Origin of the sequence: Psychrobacter sp., from assembly GCF_030454045.1 — a bacterium.
GTDB lineage: Bacteria > Pseudomonadota > Gammaproteobacteria > Pseudomonadales > Moraxellaceae > Psychrobacter.
In genome coordinates this window covers 20133-42959 of the sequence record NZ_JAKDJE010000021.1, presented here as the reverse complement: position 1 = coordinate 42959, position 22827 = coordinate 20133, and the positions used below count along the sequence as shown (strand labels likewise).

Annotated in this window: 19 protein-coding genes and 2 tRNA genes; 14 read left to right on the top strand and 7 right to left on the bottom strand. The window is 44.5% G+C overall.

All coding sequences use genetic code 11. The features are described from left to right. Positions 1-38 precede the first annotated feature (38 nt). Both nemA and L0G63_RS05945 read right to left on the bottom strand, forming a co-directional pair. Complete coding sequence (gene nemA / locus L0G63_RS05950; protein ID WP_301449812.1) at positions 39-848, bottom strand: N-ethylmaleimide reductase; 810 nt, start codon at positions 846-848, stop codon at positions 39-41. A 241-nt stretch (positions 849-1089) separates the two neighbouring features. Beyond that, complete coding sequence (locus tag L0G63_RS05945; RefSeq protein WP_301449811.1) at positions 1090-2019, bottom strand: DMT family transporter; 930 nt, start codon at positions 2017-2019, stop codon at positions 1090-1092. A 630-nt stretch (positions 2020-2649) separates the two neighbouring features. Between L0G63_RS05945 and L0G63_RS05940 the strand changes: the two genes are divergently transcribed. The 4 genes from L0G63_RS05940 (at position 2650) to L0G63_RS05925 (ending at position 5797) form a co-directional block, all read left to right on the top strand. Continuing rightward, positions 2650-3063, top strand: coding sequence for a hypothetical protein (locus L0G63_RS05940; RefSeq protein WP_301449810.1), 414 nt, complete (start codon positions 2650-2652; stop codon positions 3061-3063). A 226-nt stretch (positions 3064-3289) separates the two neighbouring features. Continuing rightward, positions 3290-4315 (top strand): lipoate--protein ligase, encoded by a 1026-nt coding sequence (locus tag L0G63_RS05935; RefSeq protein WP_301449809.1) that lies wholly within the window; start codon positions 3290-3292, stop codon positions 4313-4315. A 188-nt stretch (positions 4316-4503) separates the two neighbouring features. Next, positions 4504-4920, top strand: a complete 417-nt coding sequence (locus tag L0G63_RS05930; protein ID WP_301449808.1) for a VOC family protein — start codon at positions 4504-4506, stop codon at positions 4918-4920. A 4-nt stretch (positions 4921-4924) separates the two neighbouring features. Beyond that, positions 4925-5797, top strand: a complete 873-nt coding sequence (locus tag L0G63_RS05925; protein WP_301449807.1) for a lysozyme inhibitor LprI family protein — start codon at positions 4925-4927, stop codon at positions 5795-5797. Positions 5798-5936: 139 nt separating this feature from the next. Here the strand turns inward: L0G63_RS05925 and L0G63_RS05920 are convergent, their stop codons facing one another. After that, positions 5937-8072: an NADPH-dependent 2,4-dienoyl-CoA reductase gene (locus L0G63_RS05920; protein ID WP_301449806.1), complete on the bottom strand. Its 2136-nt coding sequence runs from the start codon at positions 8070-8072 to the stop codon at positions 5937-5939. Positions 8073-8479: 407 nt separating this feature from the next. Here L0G63_RS05920 and L0G63_RS05915 point away from each other — a divergent pair, with 407 nt between their 5' ends. Next, positions 8480-10144 (top strand): AMP-binding protein, encoded by a 1665-nt coding sequence (locus L0G63_RS05915; RefSeq protein ID WP_301449805.1) that lies wholly within the window; start codon positions 8480-8482, stop codon positions 10142-10144. 207 nt (positions 10145-10351) lie between these two features. Here L0G63_RS05915 and L0G63_RS05910 read toward each other — a convergent pair whose 3' ends face one another. The 4 genes from L0G63_RS05910 to hemA form a co-directional block, all read right to left on the bottom strand. Beyond that, positions 10352-10771, bottom strand: coding sequence for a DUF6691 family protein (locus L0G63_RS05910; protein ID WP_301449804.1), 420 nt, complete (start codon positions 10769-10771; stop codon positions 10352-10354). Positions 10772-10866: 95 nt separating this feature from the next. Next, positions 10867-11304 (bottom strand): YeeE/YedE family protein, encoded by a 438-nt coding sequence (locus L0G63_RS05905; RefSeq protein WP_301449803.1) that lies wholly within the window; start codon positions 11302-11304, stop codon positions 10867-10869. 196 nt (positions 11305-11500) lie between these two features. Then, on the bottom strand, positions 11501-12637 hold the full coding sequence (locus L0G63_RS05900) for an aminotransferase class V-fold PLP-dependent enzyme (RefSeq protein ID WP_301449802.1): 1137 nt from the start codon (positions 12635-12637) through the stop codon (positions 11501-11503). Between the two features lie 397 nt (positions 12638-13034). Continuing rightward, entirely contained in the window at positions 13035-14426 is a 1392-nt protein-coding gene (gene hemA, locus L0G63_RS05895) for a glutamyl-tRNA reductase (RefSeq protein ID WP_301449801.1), read from the bottom strand. A 551-nt stretch (positions 14427-14977) separates the two neighbouring features. Here hemA and L0G63_RS05890 point away from each other — a divergent pair. The 9 genes from L0G63_RS05890 to pth all read left to right on the top strand — a co-directional run bounded on the left by L0G63_RS05890 (position 14978) and on the right by pth (position 22826). Further along, a complete protein-coding gene (locus tag L0G63_RS05890; protein ID WP_301449800.1) occupies positions 14978-16915 on the top strand; it encodes a tetratricopeptide repeat protein in 1938 nt (645 codons plus the stop codon). A 171-nt stretch (positions 16916-17086) separates the two neighbouring features. Next, entirely contained in the window at positions 17087-17716 is a 630-nt protein-coding gene (gene lolB / locus L0G63_RS05885) for a lipoprotein insertase outer membrane protein LolB (RefSeq protein WP_301449799.1), read from the top strand. A 90-nt stretch (positions 17717-17806) separates the two neighbouring features. Further along, positions 17807-18769 (top strand): 4-(cytidine 5'-diphospho)-2-C-methyl-D-erythritol kinase, encoded by a 963-nt coding sequence (gene ispE / locus L0G63_RS05880; protein WP_301449798.1) that lies wholly within the window; start codon positions 17807-17809, stop codon positions 18767-18769. Between the two features lies 1 nt (position 18770). After that, positions 18771-19355, top strand: coding sequence for a hypothetical protein (locus L0G63_RS05875; RefSeq protein ID WP_301449797.1), 585 nt, complete (start codon positions 18771-18773; stop codon positions 19353-19355). Positions 19356-19522: 167 nt separating this feature from the next. Continuing rightward, positions 19523-19598 (top strand) — tRNA-Gln (locus tag L0G63_RS05870). Between the two features lie 240 nt (positions 19599-19838). Next, positions 19839-19914: transfer RNA gene (locus tag L0G63_RS05865), tRNA-Gln, on the top strand. Between the two features lie 110 nt (positions 19915-20024). Continuing rightward, positions 20025-20972, top strand: coding sequence for a ribose-phosphate pyrophosphokinase (locus L0G63_RS05860; protein ID WP_057758042.1), 948 nt, complete (start codon positions 20025-20027; stop codon positions 20970-20972). Positions 20973-21377: 405 nt separating this feature from the next. Further along, positions 21378-22067, top strand: a complete 690-nt coding sequence (locus L0G63_RS05855) for a 50S ribosomal protein L25/general stress protein Ctc (RefSeq protein ID WP_301449796.1) — start codon at positions 21378-21380, stop codon at positions 22065-22067. A 177-nt stretch (positions 22068-22244) separates the two neighbouring features. After that, positions 22245-22826 (top strand): aminoacyl-tRNA hydrolase, encoded by a 582-nt coding sequence (pth, locus tag L0G63_RS05850; RefSeq protein ID WP_301449795.1) that lies wholly within the window; start codon positions 22245-22247, stop codon positions 22824-22826. Position 22827: the final 1 nt, after the last annotated feature.

Below are 22827 nucleotides of genomic sequence, written 5' to 3'. Positions count from 1 at the left end.
GTAAGGTGTTGCTTATTTTTTTCAATGTTTTCTCAATTCTATACAGCCCCTATTAGACCACGCTTATTTATTTGCTCAATCAGCCAAATGTTATCGTCTTCTTCGTAGCCTCCCTTAACATTGTTGAATGTGCCCAGTGGCGAGATACGAATACCAATATGATCTGCATCCCAAGCATCCACACATGCATCGATAACATCTAAGGTTAGACGCGCGCGGTTTTCGCGGCTGCCACCGTACTCATCATCACGCTGATTGGTATGCTCGGCCCAAAACTGATGCAGCAAATAACCATGCGCGCCATGAATCTCAATACCATCAAACCCTGCCTCCTGCGCGCACTTGGTTGCATGCGCAAAGTCAGCAATCACTTGCTGAATCTCATCAAGACTGGCTGGGCGCGGCGGCGTGGCATCCGCGCGAATGGCTTGGTTGTCACTATCACGCAATGAGGTACGGATACCTACATCGACATCTGAGGCTGAAATTGGCGCACGGCGCTCAGGTTGTACGCTTTCGTGTGAGACAAGTCCTGTGTGCCATAGCTGGACGACAATCTTGCCACCTTTGGCATGGACATTGTCAACGATGGCTTTCCATGCAGTGACTTGATCTTGGGTATGTAGCCCTGGTGCGCCTGCATAGCCTTTTGCTTGAAACGATACTTGCGTCGCTTCAGTGATGACAAGGCCCGCCCCTGCACGCTGCGAGTAGTACTCTGCTGCCCATGTGATAGGGACATCGCCTGGCTCAACAGCACGCAGACGTGTCAGTGGGGCCATCATAATGCGGTTTTTTAGCGTTTGTGTGCCCATTTTTACAGGCTCAAATAAAATATCGTGTGCCATAATCTGTCCTATTGGTTATTGTTGCTATTTATGATCTTTAGTTATAGCAACCATCATTCATACTAATTATCATCGAATGCTGTTTAGAAAAACTTATAATATCATTAGTAAATCTACGTTTAGCGCCTACCTTTATAGGGGACAGATTTCATTATTCCAAGCAACATTTACAAACAGATACAGTAATATTCACCTATACAAATCTTCGTATTTATTTACTACGAAGACTGTTTACTAAGCCTTAAATACTGTTCGTCTGAGTCTTGTCTTTTGGCTTTAGCATTTTCTTAATTGACAGCTCTAGTGACAAATACGTGCCGATCAATATCACAATCGAACCAATGATGGCTTGTATATTTAGCGCTTCGCCAAGCAATACATACCCCAAAATAATCGCAAAAATTGGAATGACTAACGTGATACTCGTGGCACGCGTTGGACCGATATTTTTGATTAACTGGTTCATAAAAATGAGGGCAATGGCGGTTGAAAACACACCGATACAGATCACCGAAACCCATGCTTTTAGACTGATTGCCTGACCATAAGGGAACTCATTAAAAGCAACAGGCAGCATGATGAGGCTACCGATGATGAGTGACCCTGCCGTGATCGCAACAGGGGAGACATTAAACAGATAATTTTTGGTGATGTTTGCGCCAAGCGCGTAACCCACACAAGCGAATAGCGCGTAGCCCATCGGTAATAGCCCTTCAATCAAGCCTTTACCCTGCTCCCCGCCACCAAATAAGCTTTCGCTCATCAATATAATCACCCCAACTACCCCAATCACCAATCCAAGCGCTTGTTTTTTGGACAGTCTGTCTTTAAAGAAGACGCGAGCGATAAAGCCGCTCATCATCGGTACGGAAGCGTTTAGTACGGCGAGTACGCCTGCATTCACTGACTGCGCAGAAAAAGAGAACAATACAAATGGCAATGCGGCGGAGAATAAACCAACCAGCGACAGCATTTTCCAGTGCTGTTTGATACCGTCTCTGTTTTTCTTTTTTAGCAGTACAAATACGAGCATGACCAATCCTGCAAAAATCACGCGCAGACTGGCAAAAGCCAATGACCCAAACTCAGGCACGCCAACCCGATAAAACACAAAGGAGAGCGACCACATAAAAGAGAGCGTCACAAAGATGATGAGGTCACGGTTGGTCATTAGGTAATCCTATTAAGTGCTTAGACTGCATTTGCCAACTCGTGTCGGTCATAACCGTCTGATATGTGGTGGAGGTTAATGTGCTAATAAGGCACTATGATGGTAAATCTATAACCACCTTGTATATTGCTTTTTATAGGTGTTATCGCGCATTCTTATGGATTAACCTGTCTTATTTAAAGCCATTTCACGATGTCTAGCTTTTCTATATCTTAGATAATTGGGTAAAATACTTTATCGAGCGAAAAACCAGTAGACGCTGCTACCCTAAAATTTGTCTACTTTAGCCTATTTTAGCGCTTTATTATTTATATTATTTTAGCGCTTTATTATTTATATACTGGCAAACTCCAAAGTCACTCTTGAGTCATTACTCTCATCAGTATGTATAAGAATAGAACCTATCTTGATATCGAAGCTTTCTAACAATGAGACTCATCGATAGATAATCTTAATAATATCAAAGTATAACCAATGCCATCTAATCAGTAGGAGTTTTCCTTAAAAATATAATAATTGATATTTGTTTGCTAATTTTTTACTATATAAGAGGTATTGGCTCGTATCTGGCGATACAAAAATAGATGACAAATATGATTAGTAAGATTTATAAATTATTGAGGAATGATTATGAAAAGGATAGCGTTATGCATCAGTGCTATGTCAGTTGCAACGGCAGGATTTTGCGGAGTTGGTCAGTTCTCAGATGAGACCACCTGCTACGTTTATAAACAAGACAAATTACACAAAAAGCTAAACTGTCAGTATGAGGGCGCTGAAGGTGCAGCGATGAGTTATAGCTTTAGGCAGGTCTCTTATAACCTGCCAGGACTTGGCAAAATGGCCACATCTAATCAAGCAAACTACAATGACCGTAATGAGATCACTGGATGGACGACCACCGTCAATGATGAGCCCGCCATTATCAGATATCGTTTTCCAAGCAATCAGCGTATCGTCAGTGATGCCTATGCGCAGTCTGGTAAAGCGGTAATGCAGTGCTATCTTAGTACCAAATCGCAGTGGGAGATTTGTGCTGAATAGAGTGAGATAGTATTGAAATTTAATACATCATAAAGCTGAGCTTATTGCTCAGCTTTTCCACTACTAGCAGCAAGACTTAATACTTTTTACGTTATAGTATTGCTTACATATTCCATCGAATTACTCTCCCTACCACTCTATCATTGAACCTCAATCTTTTATCAGTAAGAATATCAGTATCTATTTGTAGCACTCCCCTATAAAAACGATTAAAAAAGGATCCATCATGAAACTGCGCATCTTAAAGTCTGCGGTGACCAATCCGTGGTTCAATCTTGCCACCGAGGACTGGATATTTAATACGCTCAATCCCGATTCGCACACGCTTTTCTTATGGCGCAACTCTGAGACCGTGGTCATTGGTCGCTCACAAAACCCATGGGTAGAATGCAAGACGGATAAGATGGCAGCAGACGATGTCTTTTTGGCGCGGCGTCAAAGTGGTGGCGGTGCGGTATTTCATGACTTGGGCAACACCAATTTTACTTTTTTGTCCCCCAAGCACGCGTATGACCAAACGGCTAACTTTACCATTATCATCAATGCGCTAAAAAAGCTGGGCATAGACGCCACGCTATCTGGTCGTAATGACATGCAAGTGGGCGATAGAAAAATATCAGGCAGCGCCTTTAAACATGCCGCCGATCGCAGCTTTCATCATGGGACACTACTGGTCAATGCCAATATGCAAAAGCTTGGCGACTATCTCAATCCGCATCCGCTAAAACTCAAAGCAAAAGGCATCAAATCTGTACGTGCGCGCGTGGCAAACTTGGTAGAATTCAATGATGCTATCAATCATGAGACGTTGTCTGAGGCGATTATTGAGGCGTTTTGTGAATACTATGGAGAGACTGCGCCAGTTGAGCAGTTGGATGAAGCCAGCCTTGCCAAGCAGCCGACGCTAAACGCTTACTATCAGCAGATGGCTGACTGGGATTGGCGCTTTGGCAAGACTCCTGAGTTTAGCCATCATATCGAGACGCGCTTTGATTGGGGCATGATGGACGTGCATATGGATGTGAAGCAGGCTGTGATTGCAGAGGTTGTCATCTTCTCTGATGCGCTAAATGTTGAGCTTATTGAGCTGCTCAAAGAGACATTGACGGGTATTAAATATAATAAGCATGAGATTAAAAATGCACTTGCTGAGTTAGTAAACGCGCAACCTGAGTTGGCAGCGCAAGTTAGTGATTTTGAAAAATGGTTGGTTGGTGAGATGGAAGGTCAGATTTTGCGACGTCAGATTTAATCTAGCAAGTATTGCAGGGTATGTCACTTGCACTGCTTGATAAAAAGTTACTGACACAAATGCGCTTTATATAGTTAATGGTATGGATATCATACATATGCCCTTTGAGATTTTGTATATTAATGATGCATAACAAGCACCCTGCCATTACTCGATTTTTTATGAATAATCAATATTAAGGTATTTTCATGAAGTACTTACATGCAATGATTAGAACCAACAAACTAGAAGAAACGTTGTTTTTCTATTGTGACCTTATAGGCTTACAACTGCTAAGAAAGAGAGACTCCGAATCAGGCAGATTCAGCTTATATTTTTTAGCAACGCATGAGGGTGCGCCAGAGATTGAGGTGACACACAACTGGGATGAAAGAGAATATACCAATGGCGATAATTTTGGGCACTTTGCCTTTAGAGTTGACAACATATACGCACAGTGCGACACCTTTATACAGGCAGGGATCGAGATATTAAGACCGCCTAGAGATGACCATATGGCTTTTGTTAAAGACCCTAATAATATCTCAATTGAGCTGCTACAAAATGGTGAAAACTTAGAACCTATTGAACCTTGGATTTCGATGGAAAATATTGGCAGTTGGTAGGTGAGTGAGGCTGACTAGGCTGATTTTTTTTGCAGAAAGTGATGATGACACGTATATCACAGTTATATCTTTCTTAAAATATAACCAAACTCTAAAAATTGAGGACAATATGAAAAAGTTATGCATCACTACAATCGGTATTTTAGGCACCTGCCTCCTTTCCACTTATGCAAATTCAGCAAGTTTTGATTGCAATAAGGCTGCTACGTGGGTAGAAAAAACAGTTTGTGAAAGCTCTGAGCTTTCTAAGCTTGATGACACAATGGCAAAAAAATATAAAAGCAATCTTGACGCTGCTCCTGACTATGAAGACAGCAAAGCTTTTAAAGATAGGTTCATTGCTAATCAACGCACATGGCTAAATTTTCAGCGTAATACCTGTAAAAGTGAAGACTGTCTGATACGTGAGTATAAAGAGTATATCGAAGAGCAAACCAATTACGGTGTGGCTCGGAATTTTTCAGATGAGTTAAGTCCTTCTGATTTACCGAGTAAAAGTGCCTTTGGTAAGTTTTCTCAAACCTCTCAAATCTCAATATATAATTCAGGTACTCAGCGCTGGGAAGATACGGGAGAGGCAAAAAACACGGTATCGATTCATAGTATCGATAATAAGCCTTATCTTTCTATTATCGATGGCGTTTTGATTTTTACCAATGCTCATACCTGTGATTTGGGAGAGAGTAAAGCCATATGGTCACAGAATCATTGGGTCATTAATGATGAACAGTCAAACAAAGATGTTGAGCTGCGTTTATATCCAGCATTTTATAAAGGTAGGACTCAGTTGTTATTGAGAGACATTGATAACCAGTATAGAGAACTGCATTGTGGTATGCGCGGCTATTTTGATGGCATCATATTAGAACGAGAGTAAGTAAGGAGAATACTTTTACCTTTGAAAAAACTCTAAGAGAATTTGAGTCCATATTATAAGAATTCAGATTTGTTAAACCAAAAAGCGGCAGAAGATAATATCCCTGCCGCCTTCTTTACGATTGCTTTCTATTTAACTCTTAAATCGCCGCTGCAACCTCTGCCCCATCACGAATTGCACGTTTGGCATCTAGCTCAGCTGCCAGCTTAGCACCGCCGATGAGGTGATATTGCGCGTCTGGTGCATCACCGACATTTGGCATTAGCTCAACGACTGACTCTTGACCGGCGCAGACGACGACGCTATCGACACGGAGTAGCTGGCTTTGACCTTGAGAGTTGGTGACCCAAATACCTTCATTAGTTATCTTGTCGTACTGCACGCCAGCGACTTGGATGACGCCGTGCGATTTGATATGCGCGCGATGTACCCAGCCTGAGGTTTTGTTGAGGCCACTACCCAGACGGCCTTTGCTACGCTGCATTAAATACACTTGGCGAATGGGCTTAATCGCTTTAGGTCTGACCAGTCCGCCATCACTTTGATAATCGGTATCGTTGGTCACGCCCCATTCCTCGCGCCACTCGCTGATGGACTGCGGTTCAGGGCGATAATCTGGATCTTTTAGACCTTCAGGGCCGATCTCATCCAGCGATTGTCCGTGATTGGCAGTCAGATATTCACTAACATCAAAGCCAATACCGCCAGCACCGATGACCGCCACGGTGTTGCCCACGGCTTTTTCACCAGAGAGCAATTCAGCGTAGCTGATCACTTGTGGCAGATCAGCACCTTCGAGCTTACCTGCTAGGCTTCTAGGTACGACACCAGTGGCGACGATGACATGATGGAACTTTGCTTTCTCCAGCATATCTTTATCGACAAAGGTATTGAGTTTAATCTCGACGCCCAAATGCTCAAGCTCATTGATATAGTAGCGAACGGTCTCAAAGAACTCTTCTTTACCAGGGATGACTTTGGCGTAGTTGAACTGTCCACCCAACACATCTTTGGCTTCAAACAAGGTCACTTCATGACCACGTAAGGCGGCGACATGAGCGGCTGACATACCAGCGACCCCGCCACCGATGACGGCGACTTTTTTCGGTTTCTTGGTTTTTTTGTAGACCAGCTCAGTCTCATAACAGGCTTGTGGATTGACCAAACAAGTCGAGCGTTTGTTTTCAAACGTATGATCGAGACACGCTTGGTTACAGGCGATACAGGTATTGATGCGATCTGTCTGTCCGTTTTTGGCTTTGTTGACCCAGTGTGCATCCGCCAAGAATGGACGCGCCATTTGAATCACATCTGCCTGACCATCAGCGATGATTTTTTCTGCTGTGTCTGGCATATTGATGCGGTTGGCCGCCATCATTGGGATATTGATGTGTTTTTTGATCTCAGCGGTGAAATCAACGAAAGCGGCGCGTGGTACGCTGGTGACGATCGTTGGGACACGCGCTTCATGCCAGCCGATGCCCGTATTCATGATCGTCACGCCCGCTTCTTCTAACGCTTTTGCCACGGTGATGACTTCATCCATGACGTTGCCATCTTTGACCAAATCAATCACTGACAAGCGGAATAGGATAATAAAATCTTCACCCACGGCTTCGCGAACGGCTTTGACCACATCAACGGCAAACTTCATACGACCTTGAATATCGCCACCATAAATGTCTTTACGCTTATTCACATGACGCGATAAAAACTGATTGAGCAGATAGCCTTCAGAGCCCATGATCTCGACGCCATCATAGCCTGCTTGTTTGGCAAGACGCGCTGAACGAGCATAGTCCTTGACCGTCTGCTCGATGTTTTTGATGCTCATCTTACGTGGTTTAAACGGCGAGATTGGGGATTTGATTGGGCTGGAGGATACCGCAAACGGATGATAGCCATAGCGACCACTGTGCAATATCTGCATGATGATTTTGCTGTCGTGCTTATGTACAGCACGAGTAACGCGCTGATGATTGATGACGTCAGCTTTGGTATTCATCGTGCCGCCAGCAGGTAGTAGCCAACCTTCGCGATTGGGCGAGATACCGCCTGTGATCATCATTGCCACGCCGCCACGGGCACGTTCTGCAAAATACGCCGCCAGCTTGCCATAATTATAAAAACGGTCTTCAAGCCCCGTATGCATAGAGCCCATGACCATGCGGTTTTTTAGCGTGGTAAACCCCAAGTCCAATGGTTCAAATAAATGCGGATAATATTCGTTAGTGCTGGCAGTTTCGATCGTATTGGCAGAACGGCTGGCGGTCATATCATTTTCCTTATGAATTTTTTTGAGACGGCTTCTTAAAAACAGCTTTGTAGAAATCGTGATGCTACAGGATTTAGCGTTACTGGTATCGTAACACACCGCTATTATTGTCAGCTATGCAGACAAACGACTGATGAGTGAGCACTATTTAGCGACGATCAGAATACGATCGTGAAGTGTGCCAACTATCGCACGAACTTGTGGCGTATCGTTAGATTATTACGGTAAAATCCGCTCCAGTGTTGACTGTGTTTTTTTTATAATCAGACACCTATTTTATCACTTCCTCCTCACCGCCCATTAGACTAATCGATAAACATCGACTATTCTAATCCCTTTCTGTGTTAAATTACGGTGCTGCGTTACCCTATTGACGCGTTATAAAAATACGATAAAGGATTATCATCATGACAGATTTTCATACTGGCCTCGGCAAGAACGCCGCCAATTATCAACCACTCACCCCTATTGATTTTATTATCCGTAGCGCTCAGGTTTATCCCGATAAGACTGCGATCATTTATGATGACCTTGTACACAACAATCTCACTCAGACATGGCAACAGACTTATACGCGCTGCCGTCAATTGGCGGATGGCTTACGCAAATTGGGTATCGATAAAAACGATACGGTCGCCGTCATGCTGCCAAACACGCCAGCGATGGTCGAATGCGCCTTTGGCGTACCCATGTCAGGCGGCGTACTCTGTACATTGAACACGCGCCTTGATATCAACGCCCTGACCTTTTGTTTGCAGCATTCAGAGGCCAAGGTGCTGATCTTGGATAGCGAGTTTGCGGAGCACGCTGAGATCATCGATGAGACCTTCCCAAACCTCATTGTCATTCACGCGACCGATCATGCTATCGATGTCGAGCCGTTTGGACAGATGAGCTATGAAGCATTGGTTGCCAGTTCAGACAGCTTGGATAATTGGGAGCTGCCAGCGGATGAATGGGATGCCATTGCCCTGAACTACACCTCTGGCACAACAGGCAAACCAAAAGGCGTCGTTTATCATCATCGCGGTGCTACGCTCAATGCGGTGTCGAATATTTTGGATTGGGATATGCCAAAGCATCCAATGTATCTGTGGACGTTGCCGCTGTTCCATTGTAACGGTTGGTGCTTCCCGTGGAGCATCGCTGAGCGCGCTGGGGTCAATGTCTGCTTGCGTAAGATTGATGCGGATTTGATATTGCAGCTAATTGCCAAGCATCAAGTGACCCATTACTGCTCTGCGCCCGTCGTCCATAATATGATTGCTGGCGGCAAACCTGAGTATAAGGAAGCCATTACGCATACCGTCAAAGGCTGGGTCGCTGGGGCACCGCCGTCTGAAACCATGCTGGCAGCAATGGAAGCGATGGGCTTTGATATCTCTCACGTCTACGGTCTGACTGAGGTCTATGGGCCAGTGACCGTTTGCGCTGAGCAAGAAGAATGGAGTGATCTTGATGTCGCTACCCGCGCCCAAAAAAAATCACGTCAAGGCGTGACCTCACACTTAATGACAGGGTTTGAGGTATTTAAACAAGGCACGACTGAGCCAGTCGCCGCCGATGGCGAAGAGATGGGTGAGCTGGCACTACGTGGCAATATGGTGATGAAAGGCTATCTAAAAAGCCGCAAAGCCACTGAAGAAGCCTTCACTGATGGTTGGTTCCGCACGGGGGATCTGGGTGTCAAATACCCTGACGGCTACATCAAAATTATGGACAGGCTCAAAGACATTATTATCTCAGGCGGTGAGAATATCTCTAGTATCGAGGTCGAAAATGTCTTATACAAGCTCCCTGCCATTGAGAACTGTGCGGTCGTCGCCGCGCCACATGATAAATGGGGCGAAGTGCCCGTCGCCTTTATCGAGATTCATGAGGGCAGCACCTTGCAACGCGATACAGTCATGACGCATTGTAGTCAGCACTTAGCAGGCTTTAAAGTGCCAAAATATATTGTCTTTGCCGAAATTCCAAAGACCAGTACGGGTAAAGTACAAAAGTTTGAGCTACGCCAAGCAGCCAAATCGTTGGCGCATGAAACGTCAAAAGTCACTGCTAGTGCTAAGTGATCTGACAATACATTAAATCCTGTCATCAACTAACATTCATAAAAAAGGTCAATCACATATACGTGGCTGACCTTTTTTCGAGTGCTAGCCTATTTATACTATAGTTGGTTCAATATAATTTGGAGACAAGGAAGCCAAGTAAAAGTACTACAAATAGTAGACTAAGCGAGGCTGACACCGTATCCAATTTATAGAGAACTAACTATATCAGCCAATTTTTGGCTCAAACCACTGATAGACCAGCATTCCTACGACCATCGCAGGGATAAACACGTACGCTTGCCACTGACCCGTCCCGAGCAAGACGATGCCTGGCCCCGGGCAAATACCGACCAGCCCCCAGCCGATACCAAACAACATGGCTCCGATAATCAATTGTTTGGTGATGACGGTTTTGCTTGGCATATCAATGGGCGTGCCAACCCAGCTACTCTCTTGACGCTTGGCCAACAGCACACCAAAAAATGCAACGAACAAACCACCACCCATCACCAGTGCAAGGGAGATATCCCATGCGCCAAACACATCCAAGAACCCTTGTACTTTTACAGGGTCCGTCATACCTGACACCAGTAACCCAAACCCAAACAGTAACCCTGCCAGCAATCCGATTATATTTTTTAGCATCGTCGTATCTCGCTATTATTATCTTCTATCAACTATCATATATCGTGCGTGCTTTAGTCCTACTAGCAATCTCATGGCAATCTGCCATTGAGCATTTATAGTAGCCCTAGGACATGACGACCGATATACACGGTCACAATACCCAACAGCATAACGGTGACGGTCGCGGCCAGTGAGCGTGGAGATAGACGTGCATTACCGCAGATACCATGCCCACTGGTACAGCCTGAGCCAAGACGCGTGCCAAAGCCCACCAATAGCCCTGCGGCAATCAACAGTGGCAAAGAAGTGCTAATCTCTACGTTAGGTAGCGGTCTTGCCAGCCTGTACAGCACGGGCGATATGACCAAACCCAGTATAAACAGTACCTGCCACATCTCTACACGCTTGGGTTTTAGCAAGCTTGAAAAAATGCCACTGATACCGGCTATACGCCCGATGCCGAGCAGCAAGACAACTGTCGCCACCCCTAGCATCAGACCACCGACTAAAGAGATCGGTGTAAATGCTTGCCAGTCTATTTGTATACTCATAACGGACTACTCATTCAGGTGTATTAAGTATTTGCTTAACGTCTATTTATATAAATACATTATATTATAAAATATAATAAAAGGGTAAAAAAATACTGAGCACGTATGATTATAATAACGGCTCAGTATTTTATGATGATCAAAGTGCTCTTACAAAGACGTTCATATCCACTTATAAGAACGCTTAATCATTGACCTACTGGCTTAACACTTCATCCAGTGCCGCCTCAAAACGCGTGACCGTACCGTCGATATCGGTTAATTTATCCAAGCCAAACAGACCCAAACGGAACGTCTTGAAGCTGTCAGGCTCACCTACTTTTAAGGGTACACCAGCGGCGATTTGCACACCCGCTGCCGCAAAAGCGCTGCCTTTATGCATATCATCACGATCGGTATAAGACACGACAACGCCAGGCGCTTGAAAGCCTTTAGCCGCAACACTTTCAATACCTTTGGCTTCTAGTACTTCGCGAATACGTTTGCCAAGCGTCCACTGCGCCTCACATAGCTTATCAAAACCAACCGCTTTGGCTTCATTCACCGCATCACGGAACTGGCGTAAGCTGTCTGTCGGCATCGTCGCGTGGTAGGCATGACCGCCATTTTCGTAGGCGCGCATGATGTTCAGCCATTGCTTTAGATCAATACTGAAGCTATCAGACTCTGTGCTGTCTACTTTTTTGACCGCCGCATCGCTTAGCATGACAAGACCAGCGCCTGGTGTACTGCTCCAACCTTTTTGCGGGGCGCTAATCAGCACATCGATACCCAAGTTTTTCATGTCTAACCAGACACAGCCTGACGCGATACAGTCGATAACCAACAATCCACCGACGCTATGCACAGCCGCGCTCAACGCTTTGATATAGTCATCTGACAAAATCATGCCAGACGAAGTCTCGACGTGCGGCGCAAATACCACTGCTGGCTGCTCTTCTTTGATTTTTGCGACCGCCGTGTCGATATCGACTGGTGCAAAGGGTTTTGGTGACTCGCTATCATCTGCACGATTGGCAGTGAGTACGGTTGAGGATTTGGCGATTTTGCCTTTTTCTAAGATTTGTGTCCAACGATAGCTAAACCAACCATTACGAATGATGAGGCAATCTTCGTCATTTGCCAGTTGACGCGCGACCGCTTCCATACCATAAGTACCAGAACCCGGTACAATCGCCACTGCATCCGCGTTATAGACAGATTTTAGAACACTAGATAGATCTGTCATTACCTGCTGAAAGGCTTTTGACATATGGTTTAGCGCACGATCAGTGTAGACCACTGAATACTCTAACAAACCGTTTGGATCGATATCTTGACGTAATGCAGGCATGGAACACTCCTAGTATAGGATTAGATGATAAATATCTCTGAATTTGTTATACCGTATTTTTGTACCTTTAGAGATAGGAAATACCATAGATACTAATATGGCTAAGTACCATAGATGATTGGTATCGACCAAGTACTGCTATCGAATAGACATGAAGAAAATACAAAGTTGATAAGGCAGCACTTAAATCCAGTGCTCTTATCTTTGATGATGGCTATGAATATCGAGCCAATATGTTGATAATCGCCAGATAAGCGAGTATCAGCACACTATATATGTTGATCCAATTTATCTATGAGATTCGATAGTAGCACTGATAGTAGAGGTTGACAATGATATGCTCAGGCAATGCATTGGCAGAGATTATTGGTGATTTATTATAGGTCAGCGAAGCGTATTAACGCCCGCGATGGGCATCTTGTAACCCTGACACCACAAAATCTAGCAAATCGCTATCACCTTCGCGGGCCGCTTTACGCATGAGCTTGGATGGTGCGTGCGTCAGTGTTTGAGTCAGGCGCCGTGACAGCTCAGTGAGAATGTCTTCTGGATTGACATCGTCTTGTTGCAGCTTGGCAATGGACTCATGCAGTAGCTTATCTACTTGCCCCTGAGTACAGGTACGGTACTGCTGGATGTCTTTACCCACTTGGCGAACTTGGAAGCGGCGATCAATCTCAACGACCAATTGGCTCACGAGTAGCTCAGCATCGACAGCGGCTTGCCGGCGCTGCTCGATATTGCCAGCAATCACATGCTGCAAGTCATCGACAGAGTAAAGATACACATCATCAATGCGACTGATGGTTGAGTCAATATCACGTGGTACGGCCAAATCTATCATCAACACTGGCTGATAACGGCGACGCTTAAGCGCTTGCATGGTCATGGTTTTATCAATCAATAAATCCATACTACCACTACAGCTGCTGACAATATCCGCGTCTGCCAGCACTTGCGGCAATTCCTGCAAGGGTCTGACGTCTATATGGCGATTGGGACTACGTAACTCAGCCGCCAATGCCTCAGCACGCTCAGGATTACGATTGCAGATAATCACTCGCCCGACCCCAAGTCCTGCAATATGGGTAGCAACCAAGCGATTCATCTCCCCTGCCGCAACGACCAGTAGCGTACGACTCGGCAAGTCATCAAATATCTGCGTGACCAATTTAGCGGCCGCAAAACTCAGTGATACCGCTTGCGCCCCAACTTGCGTCTCATTACGTACTCGTTTGGCCGCAGCAAATACCTGATCAATAATCCAACCGAGCTGATTGCTCAATACTTTTTGCTCTTGTGCCAGATGCACAGAGCGCTTGATCTGACCGAGTATCTGCGGCTCACCCAGTATCATAGAATCCAGCCCCGCTGCGACTCTTAGCCAGTGGGTCAATGCGTGCGTGTCGCGATGCACATAGAGATAAGGATCGATATCTGCGAGTGGCAGCTGTTTAAAGTCAGCAAGCCACGTCTTAATCTTGAGGATATGAGCGCTGATCATGCTTGAGGTGACATGAGCGCTGCTGCTAAAATCATTGTGGGAGATGGCGTGATCTGTCTGCTCATTGACTGCCGAACTTGTTGCGTGTGAGTGGTGCGGGGTCAACGTATGCGGCACAAGCGCGTAGATCTCAGTTCGATTGCAAGTGGAGACAATCACACTGCCATCCGTGAACGATTCGATTTGCTCAAGCGCGACACTCACATCGTCGCCCACAAGCGCCAAACGCTCTCGCAGAGCGACTGGTGCAGTTTTGTGATTGACCCCAATGACCACTAATCTCATTATCGATAGACCATAAACATGACGCCTAGCTGCCCACTCACGCTATCTTATTATTTTTAAAAGACAGTTTTTGATGACAGCGCTGAAAGGAAGACCCTAAAAACCGCTTATTATATCATTATTGCCAGCGTTAATTAATACTCACCCGCCGATGATAGCGATATCTCTATATATGTTCGCAAATGTAACAAATCAACTACCGATATGATTGATAAAATCAATGGATATGTTTTGGTAAATGGTCGCTAAAACCGCCATAAATCATTCGCTTAGTCTCGCCTAACTTGTTATATTTCCATAGTATTCTGATCAATATACCTATTTGTATAAAAGTCTTAGCAAGATAACTCATGCTTAAAACAAGTATCCGTCATAGCGTATCAATAGAATGATGATTGCTCAGATATGAGTAACACGGATGCTATTGTTTATACTGTTCATCTGCTCTTATAATGTTTGTCATGGGTACTCGTTACCACTATTTGATTTGAAATGATTAAAATAAAATTGCCTCAGCTATGTAGGTAAACCATGGGCGAACACGGCTATCTATGATGTTTTTTGGATCATTATCTAGATCACAACCTCTTTATAACGAGCAATCTAGCTTCCGCGCTCTATTGCAGGTCGTTATTGATCGTTTGTGCCAGCGTTATAAGCTAGCGTTATCATTGGCCGTCTGTTTATGCCTTGCCGTACCTGCGCATGCCAGCCATGCTGATACAGAATTGGCCGCAAAAACGCCACGAGCAGCAGTCATTACTAGCGATAGTGGGTTAAATAACAACGCTATTTCTAGCACCTTTATCAGCACGACTGTTCATAAAAACGGCCAAATGACAGATAGCGTGACAAACATTGATGGTCTAGCGCCAGCCAGCCTATGGCAGCCTGAACTCAACGAACCCAGTTTATATGCTCTATTAGATGCAGAGTTTGCTGCGGATCGTGATGACAAACAACGTGCGATGACGATCTATAAGCAACAATCTTTTAAAGAAGATGCCACAGCGGTCTTTGAGAGGGCACTGACTCTATCATTGCGTAATGATAGGGTTGAGGATTCATTAGCATTTGCGAAATCATGGCAAGACCAGAATCCTGATCATGTACCTGCTTGGTTTTATCTGGCGCATTTGGCACTACGGGCACACGACTATATCTTAGCTGGCGAGACCTTAAACCGCATCTTGCGTTACGATCCGCGTGCAGATTTGAGCGAAATCCTAATCGGTATTTATCCCAATAATGACGATGACAAACGCGAGCTGCTTGCCGCTTTGCAGCCACTAGATAGTGAGCAAAATGCTTCACTGTCCGTATTAAAAGCTGGTTTACTTTACCAATTTAATGAGCCCGAAATCGCTATCGTGCATATCAACCGTGCGCTAGAGCGTCAGCCTGATTATGTGCCTTTTATCACCCTAAAGGCTGACATCTTGCGCAAAATCGTCACCTCTGAAACCGTGGTCAACTATATAAGCCAAGCACGCCTACGCAACCCCGATAGCAAAAGCTTGTACCTGTACGAGATTCGCTACTTATTAGACTTAAAACAAAGCGAGCAAGCTTGGAAACTATTGCTCGAAGCCCACAGCCGCTTTAACGACGATCCTGAGATTACCTTGTTAGCAGCACTAGTGAGCTTGGATATCGAAGAATATGCAAGTGCGGATGATCTACTCAATATGCTTGCCCAAAACCCCGCTTACCTTGACCAAGCTTATTACTATCTCGGTATCAGTGCTGAGCGCCAGCAGCAGTTTGAGCAAGCCAAATACTATCTTAATGCCGTGATGCAAGAAGACTTAGTATTAGAAGCACGTCGAAAAGTGGTGGCTTTTGAGCTGCTCAATGACAATCCAGAAGCTGCCATCGCTACTCTAGAAAAGCTACGCAAAGACTTTACAGTATTTGCGCCTGACACCTTTGTCATGCAAGCCGATATTTTGTGGCAGCAGAACGAATCAGAAGAAGCGCTGCGTTTATTAACGCGGGCCGCTCGTAAATACCCTGATAATGAGATGTTACTCTTTGCACGGGCTCAGCTCTTAGATGACAAGGACGATTATGTTGTCAAACGCACTTTGCTCAATCATTTGCAAGCATTAGATCCTAGCAACCTGTCCTACCAGCTAAGTTATGCTCAGTTGCTACTGGCCAATGATCTTAGCTCTGAGCAAGGTCTGGCACTCGCCACAGCAATCATTCAGATTCGTTATGACGATCCACGCTACGATAATGACCTTCATCTACAGGCCCTAAACGTACTGGCGGGTAATGCACTGGCCAAAGAAAACTATAAGCAAGTCATCGACTATCTACAAACGCCTTACGATGTGCTCCCAACCCTGCGCTCAGGCACTCTATTACTGCGTGCTTATCAGGGTCTCGGCAACAATGAAAAAGTCGAAGCACTACTCGCAGATTTGCAACAGCGCTTCTCCTTTGGACAACATAATATCAATGACAGCATACAGCTATATTGATATTGGTTTTTCAAAATAACTGTTGCGGCATGATGCCATTAGGCTTGACACGTCACAAAGCACTTATCAATTACAAGGGACGTATAAGAAGCTAACAACCGTGCATAACCGAGCAACAAATGATCATTAAGCTAATATTTTTGTTCATCTTTCTATTTTCGAGAAAACATTATGTCAGTATCAATCACGTCTCATAAATCACATAAACTGGCTTTGCTTACTGCGATAGCGACTACAATGGCGATTACCTCTGGCTGTCAGTCACTAAAAACAGCCAATGCGACCAATCAACCAACCACGATGCAAGCTCAAAACGCAGATCAGCCCAAAAAGCTAGAGAGCTTTAATATCACGGGTAAAATTGGCGTGACCACACCTGCTAATGACTCGTCTGGTACCCAAGGCGGTAGTGCGTTTTATGCGTGGGGACAAGAAAACGATCGTTTTGCTATTGAACTCATCGGCGCGCTCGGCATTGGCAAAACCAACATCGAGTACAACGGTCAAACGGCCACCTTGGTCAGTGAAAAGACAGGTACATTGACCGCTGATGACCCTGAGGAACTATTACAAAAAGCCACTGGCTGGCAAGCGCCTATCTCGCAAATGTCTTATTGGATCTCTGGTCGCCCAGCGCCCTCAGATAGCGCTCCACAAATGGATGCTCAGAACCGCTTAATCAGCTCAGTCAATGGCGACTGGAGTGCCAGCTTTACTTATAAAGGGAATGACAAGCTCCCTAGTAAAATCAGTGCTGTGCAGCCACAGGGCAATAAAGTGGTGATGACAATCAATCACTAATTCGTTACTACTATTCCATCACCACTGAAAAATTAGCCCCTATTGCTCATTATCATAATCGTTTATGACTGTACCTTATGATGAAAAAACATGATTGAAAACATAGCCGAAGCATCTGATTCTACTATTACGCGTTTGTCACCTGCAAAAATCAATCTATTTTTGCACATTACAGGCAAGCGTGCTGACGGCTATCATAATTTGCAAACCGTATTTCGCTTGCTTGATTGGGGCGATTATTTGCATTTTTCACTCATGGATAATGCTTTGGTACCAATGGCTGATAATAAAGCAGATGCCGATACCCTCTGTCATCAGCTATTGGTATTAGAGGGTGCAAAGACAATCACGACTAATATAGAAGACAACTTAATTTTTAGGGCGGCGCGCGCATTGCTCGCTTTTGCCATACAATCAAACACGCTGCCCGAGCAGTTAGCACCAATTACTATCAGGTTAGACAAGCATTTGCCCATGGGTGCAGGATTGGGCGGTGGTTCATCCAATGCCGCAACAACTATGCTGATGCTCAATGAACTTTGGCAACTTAACGTTACTCGTGATGCGCTGATAAAAATCGGTGCAAAGGTAGGCGCAGACGTACCCATCTTTATTTTTGGTCAAGATGCGATTGCGATGGGTATTGGTGAAAAATTAACTGCCATCAATTTGCCTGACCAGCAGTATTTAGTCTTGACACCTGAAGCGCATGTCAATACTGCCAAACTATTCGCCCACCCCAAACTACAGCGAGATATCACTTCTCTGTCGATTGATACGATTAAAAATCAATCCAATGATTATGTTCAAAATTTGAATACGCCCTATCATAATGTGTTTACGCCAGTGGTAGCGAGCCTCGCGCCTGCGGTTGCAGAGGCCTTGAGTTATTTGCAAGGATTAGAGACACAAGTATTGGGCACAGCACGCATGACGGGCTCTGGTAGCGCGGTATTTTTACCCTTAGATGCAAGTATTGCCTCTGATAAAGCACTGTTGGCAGAGTGGGTTGAAAGTGCGCCTTGTTCGGGGTATGTGGTGGGGAGTTTGTAACGTGAATGCTTTATATCTAAAAAAATGCTCAATAATAGGTACGGTTTTTGTTTGCTTATCATTAAGTCTAACTGGGTGTACATCGCTACCTAAGTCTTATGATGAACCTAATTCCAAGCGTTTGTCTGATAATGTAATTTTACCATCGCAGCTAGGAATTGAATTAAAAGATAACTCTCAGAATATATCTACTCCTGAGCAGCACCGTAAAACCAGTTCACCTGCTGAACTATTTACTTACGCACCAGCTCTTTCAATGCGCGAAATCAATTTTGTTTTGAAAGGCAAATACGTTATAAAAGATAACTGCTTATACTTTGTTCAGAACGATGATAAGTATCTTAGTCCTATTTTTTATCCAGATAGAGCCATTTTGTTTGAGGATGAAAACTCTATTTCTTTAAAGGGAACCAAGGTTAAACTGGGTGAGGAAGTTCTTACGAGTGGCAAAATTAAAGACCGTATAGGTAGTTATTTTTTGCAAAAAGGTGATACCGTTATCGAAGACCCAGAGAATACAGCTTGTTTGACGGAACCTGCAATATTTATGAGTGGTAGAGTGGTCAACCCTCTCGTACAAAAGTAACTCGCACAGCATTAGCTTACGATTGACAGGCTTAATAAAAAGGCCTCTATTCACTACAATAGTAGCGATGCAACTCAGGCTAATTCACTTAGTTTCGAATAAATACCAGAAAAAGGCGCAAATGACTTGCAAAATCTGAAAATTTACTTATAATAGGTCGCCACAATAGGGGTATAGCCAAGTTGGTAAGGCATCAGGTTTTGATCCTGACATCCGTTGGTTCGAGTCCAGCTACCCCTGCCATTTTTTAGTAGGAAGCGTTAGAAATACACTTAGTATAAGCGGTTTATAGACAACCTCTTATGCTATTGTCATTGACAACGTTATCCCAGTTTCGGTATAGTTCGCAATGAACACCGCTAGGGAAAGGTTATGTTTTAGGCGGCTCAATCGTCTATAAGATAACTGACAGGTCATGACACCATTCTAAGAATGACGAATTAGTCGCTATTAGCTTTCGGTTGTTCGTAGCCTAGACATTACAGGGGTATAGCCAAGTTGGTAAGGCATCAGGTTTTGATCCTGACATCCGTTGGTTCGAGTCCAGCTACCCCTGCCATTTTTTACTGTAATAGTAGTCTTCAATCTTTTTCACCACTCTTTTCTTAATTTGAGCAGTTTGTCACTGCTTAGCGGTCGCTGCTTGAGTCAATCAATAGGACTTCTGTCATGCCTTATTTGGCGATTTTTACGGGCAATGCCCACCCAGAATTAGCAAAAACCGTAGCCGATCATCTTCACATACCTCTTGGTAAAGCTGACATCACGCGTTTTTCTGATGGCGAAATTGCCGTGGAAATCAAAGAACACGTACGCGGTAAAGATGTGTTTATCATGCAGCCTACTTGTGCACCGACCAACGACAATTTGATGGAAATCATGATGATGGCGGATGCCTTGCGTCGCTCTAGTGCTGGTCGTATCACAGCTGTCATGCCATATTTTGGTTATGCGCGTCAGGATCGTCGTCCACGCTCAGCGCGTGTACCTATCTCAGCAAAAGTCGTCGCTGACATGCTGAACATCGTTAGTATCGATCGCGTGATGACGGTTGATTTGCACTCAGATCAGATTCAGGGGTTCTTTGACATTCCTGTAGACAACATTTACGGTACGCCAGTATTGCTAAACGACCTACAAAAACAAGATTATGACAATATCATGGTGGTCTCACCTGATGTAGGCGGTGTGGTTCGTGCCCGTGCGATGGCCAAGCAATTGGGTGATACCGACATGGCGATTATTGACAAGCGCCGTGCCCGTGCCAATGAGTCACAAGTCATGCACATCATCGGTGATGTTCGTGACCGTGATTGCGTTATCGTTGATGATATGGTTGATACGGCAGGCACGCTATGTAAAGCCGCTGAAGCACTGAAAGAAAATGGTGCACGCCGCGTCTTAGCTTACATTACTCACCCTGTCCTATCGGGTAATGCCCTCAAAAATATCAGCGAATCTGCGCTAGACGAAGTCGTTGTGACCGATACGATTCCATTATCTGCTGAAGCAAAAGCCTGTAGCAAAATCCGTCAGGTAAGCATTGCACCGATGCTGGCTGAGAGCTTACGCCGTATTAATAATGAAGAATCTATTAGTGCCATGTTTGATGCCTAATCTTTGGCCATCATTGCTATAAAATATTATAGCAATAGTTATATCATACTGTTTGTAAGATAAAAAAGAGCGTCAAGTGTCAGCACTTGGCGCTCTTTTTGTGTACTTACTTTGCGTAGGTCTTTATTATTGCTACAAAATCCCGTATAATGCGCGCCTGTGCTGACCGTTTGTTTTATTCAATCAGGCCAGCACTATTAAAAGTGCTGATCATGCTAAATAAGAATGGCTATTATGGTAATTTTTACTATAAAAATCATTGTTATAGGCAAATCGCTAACATCGAAGGTTGTGTCATGTATACGCAACGATAGATATTAGTTCTCATCACGTATTAGTGGATTGGTCGCAAATCCACTTTTTTATGACCAGACACTTCATCATTCTTTTTATAGGATTATATCCATGAGCAATAATCATTTTGAACTAAACGCTACTGACCGTTCTGCTGACCTACAAGGTAAAGGTGCGAGCCGCCGCCTACGTAAGCAGAACCTAGTGCCTGCTATCATCTATGGTGGTAACGCAGAGCCAACAGCGATCTCTATCAAGCTAAACGAACTAGTAAAATCACTAGAATTCGAAGCATTTTTCTCTCACGTTTTGACTATCAATGTTGACGGCGAAGAGCATCAAGCAGTCATCAAAGACTTGCAGCGTCATCCTGCTAAAGGCTTCCCAATGCATGCGGATTTTCAGCGCATTGTAAAAGGTCAGAAAATCCACATGAACGTTCCTGTGCATTTCTCTGGTCGTGAAGAAGCGCCTGGTACAGCTGCTGGTGGCGTATTGTCTACCCTAGTATCTGATATCGAAGTGATCTGCCTACCATCACAACTTCCTGAGTACCTAGATGTAGACGTATCTGGTATGGAAATCGGTGATTTGTTCCGTCTATCAGACATCAAACTTCCTGAAGGCGTTGTGATTCATGAGCTTGAGCTAGAAGACGGCCATGACCGTACTATCGTCAACATGCAGCCACCAACGGTTGAAGAAGTTGACGAAGATGCTGACGACGTTGATGCTGATGAAGTACCAGCAACTGAGCAAAACGATGGCGCTGATGCTGAAGAAGGCAAAGACGACGAGTAATATACTATGTCTAGGTAGCACTTTATTTTGTGCTACTTAGTAACAGACTCGTTTAGTTAAGAAGACAGCAGGCGATTTGAAATCTCCTGCTGTTTTTGTAAGTAAGGTTTGAGAATATACTGTCTATCAATATTTCAAACCTTATCCTTATTTATCAAATTTAAGCAGGGTGTTTTTATGGCCATAAAACTTATTGTCGGTCTTGGTAATCCTGGTCAGCAGTATATGTTTACGCGTCATAATGCCGGATTCTGGTTTGTCCATCACTTGGCGCAGCAATTCAACATTACGCTCGCCCCTGACAAAAAATTCCACGGGGTGACAGGACGTGGGCGCATTCATGGCTCTGATGTGCGTTTACTTATGCCTCTGACGTTTATGAATAAATCTGGTCAGTCAGTCGTGCCTATGGTAAATTTTTATGGCATCAAAAACGACGAGTTATTGATTGCTCATGATGAGCTCGATATTCCAGCTGGCAGCATCAAACTCAAAACTGACGGCGGTCATGGTGGTCACAATGGCTTGCGTGACATCACGCCGCATATCGGTAATGACTTTCATCGTCTGCGTGTGGGTATCGGTCATCCTGGTCACAAATCCAAAGTCAGTGGACATGTCCTCTCAAAAGCGTCTCCCGATGAGCAAATCGCCATCGATAGCGCGTTGACGGCGGCATTTGAAGCGCTCCCCTTATTGCTAGATGGAGAGGTCGAAAAAGCACGTTCACAAATTAATGGCTTTAAATTGCCTGAATAAA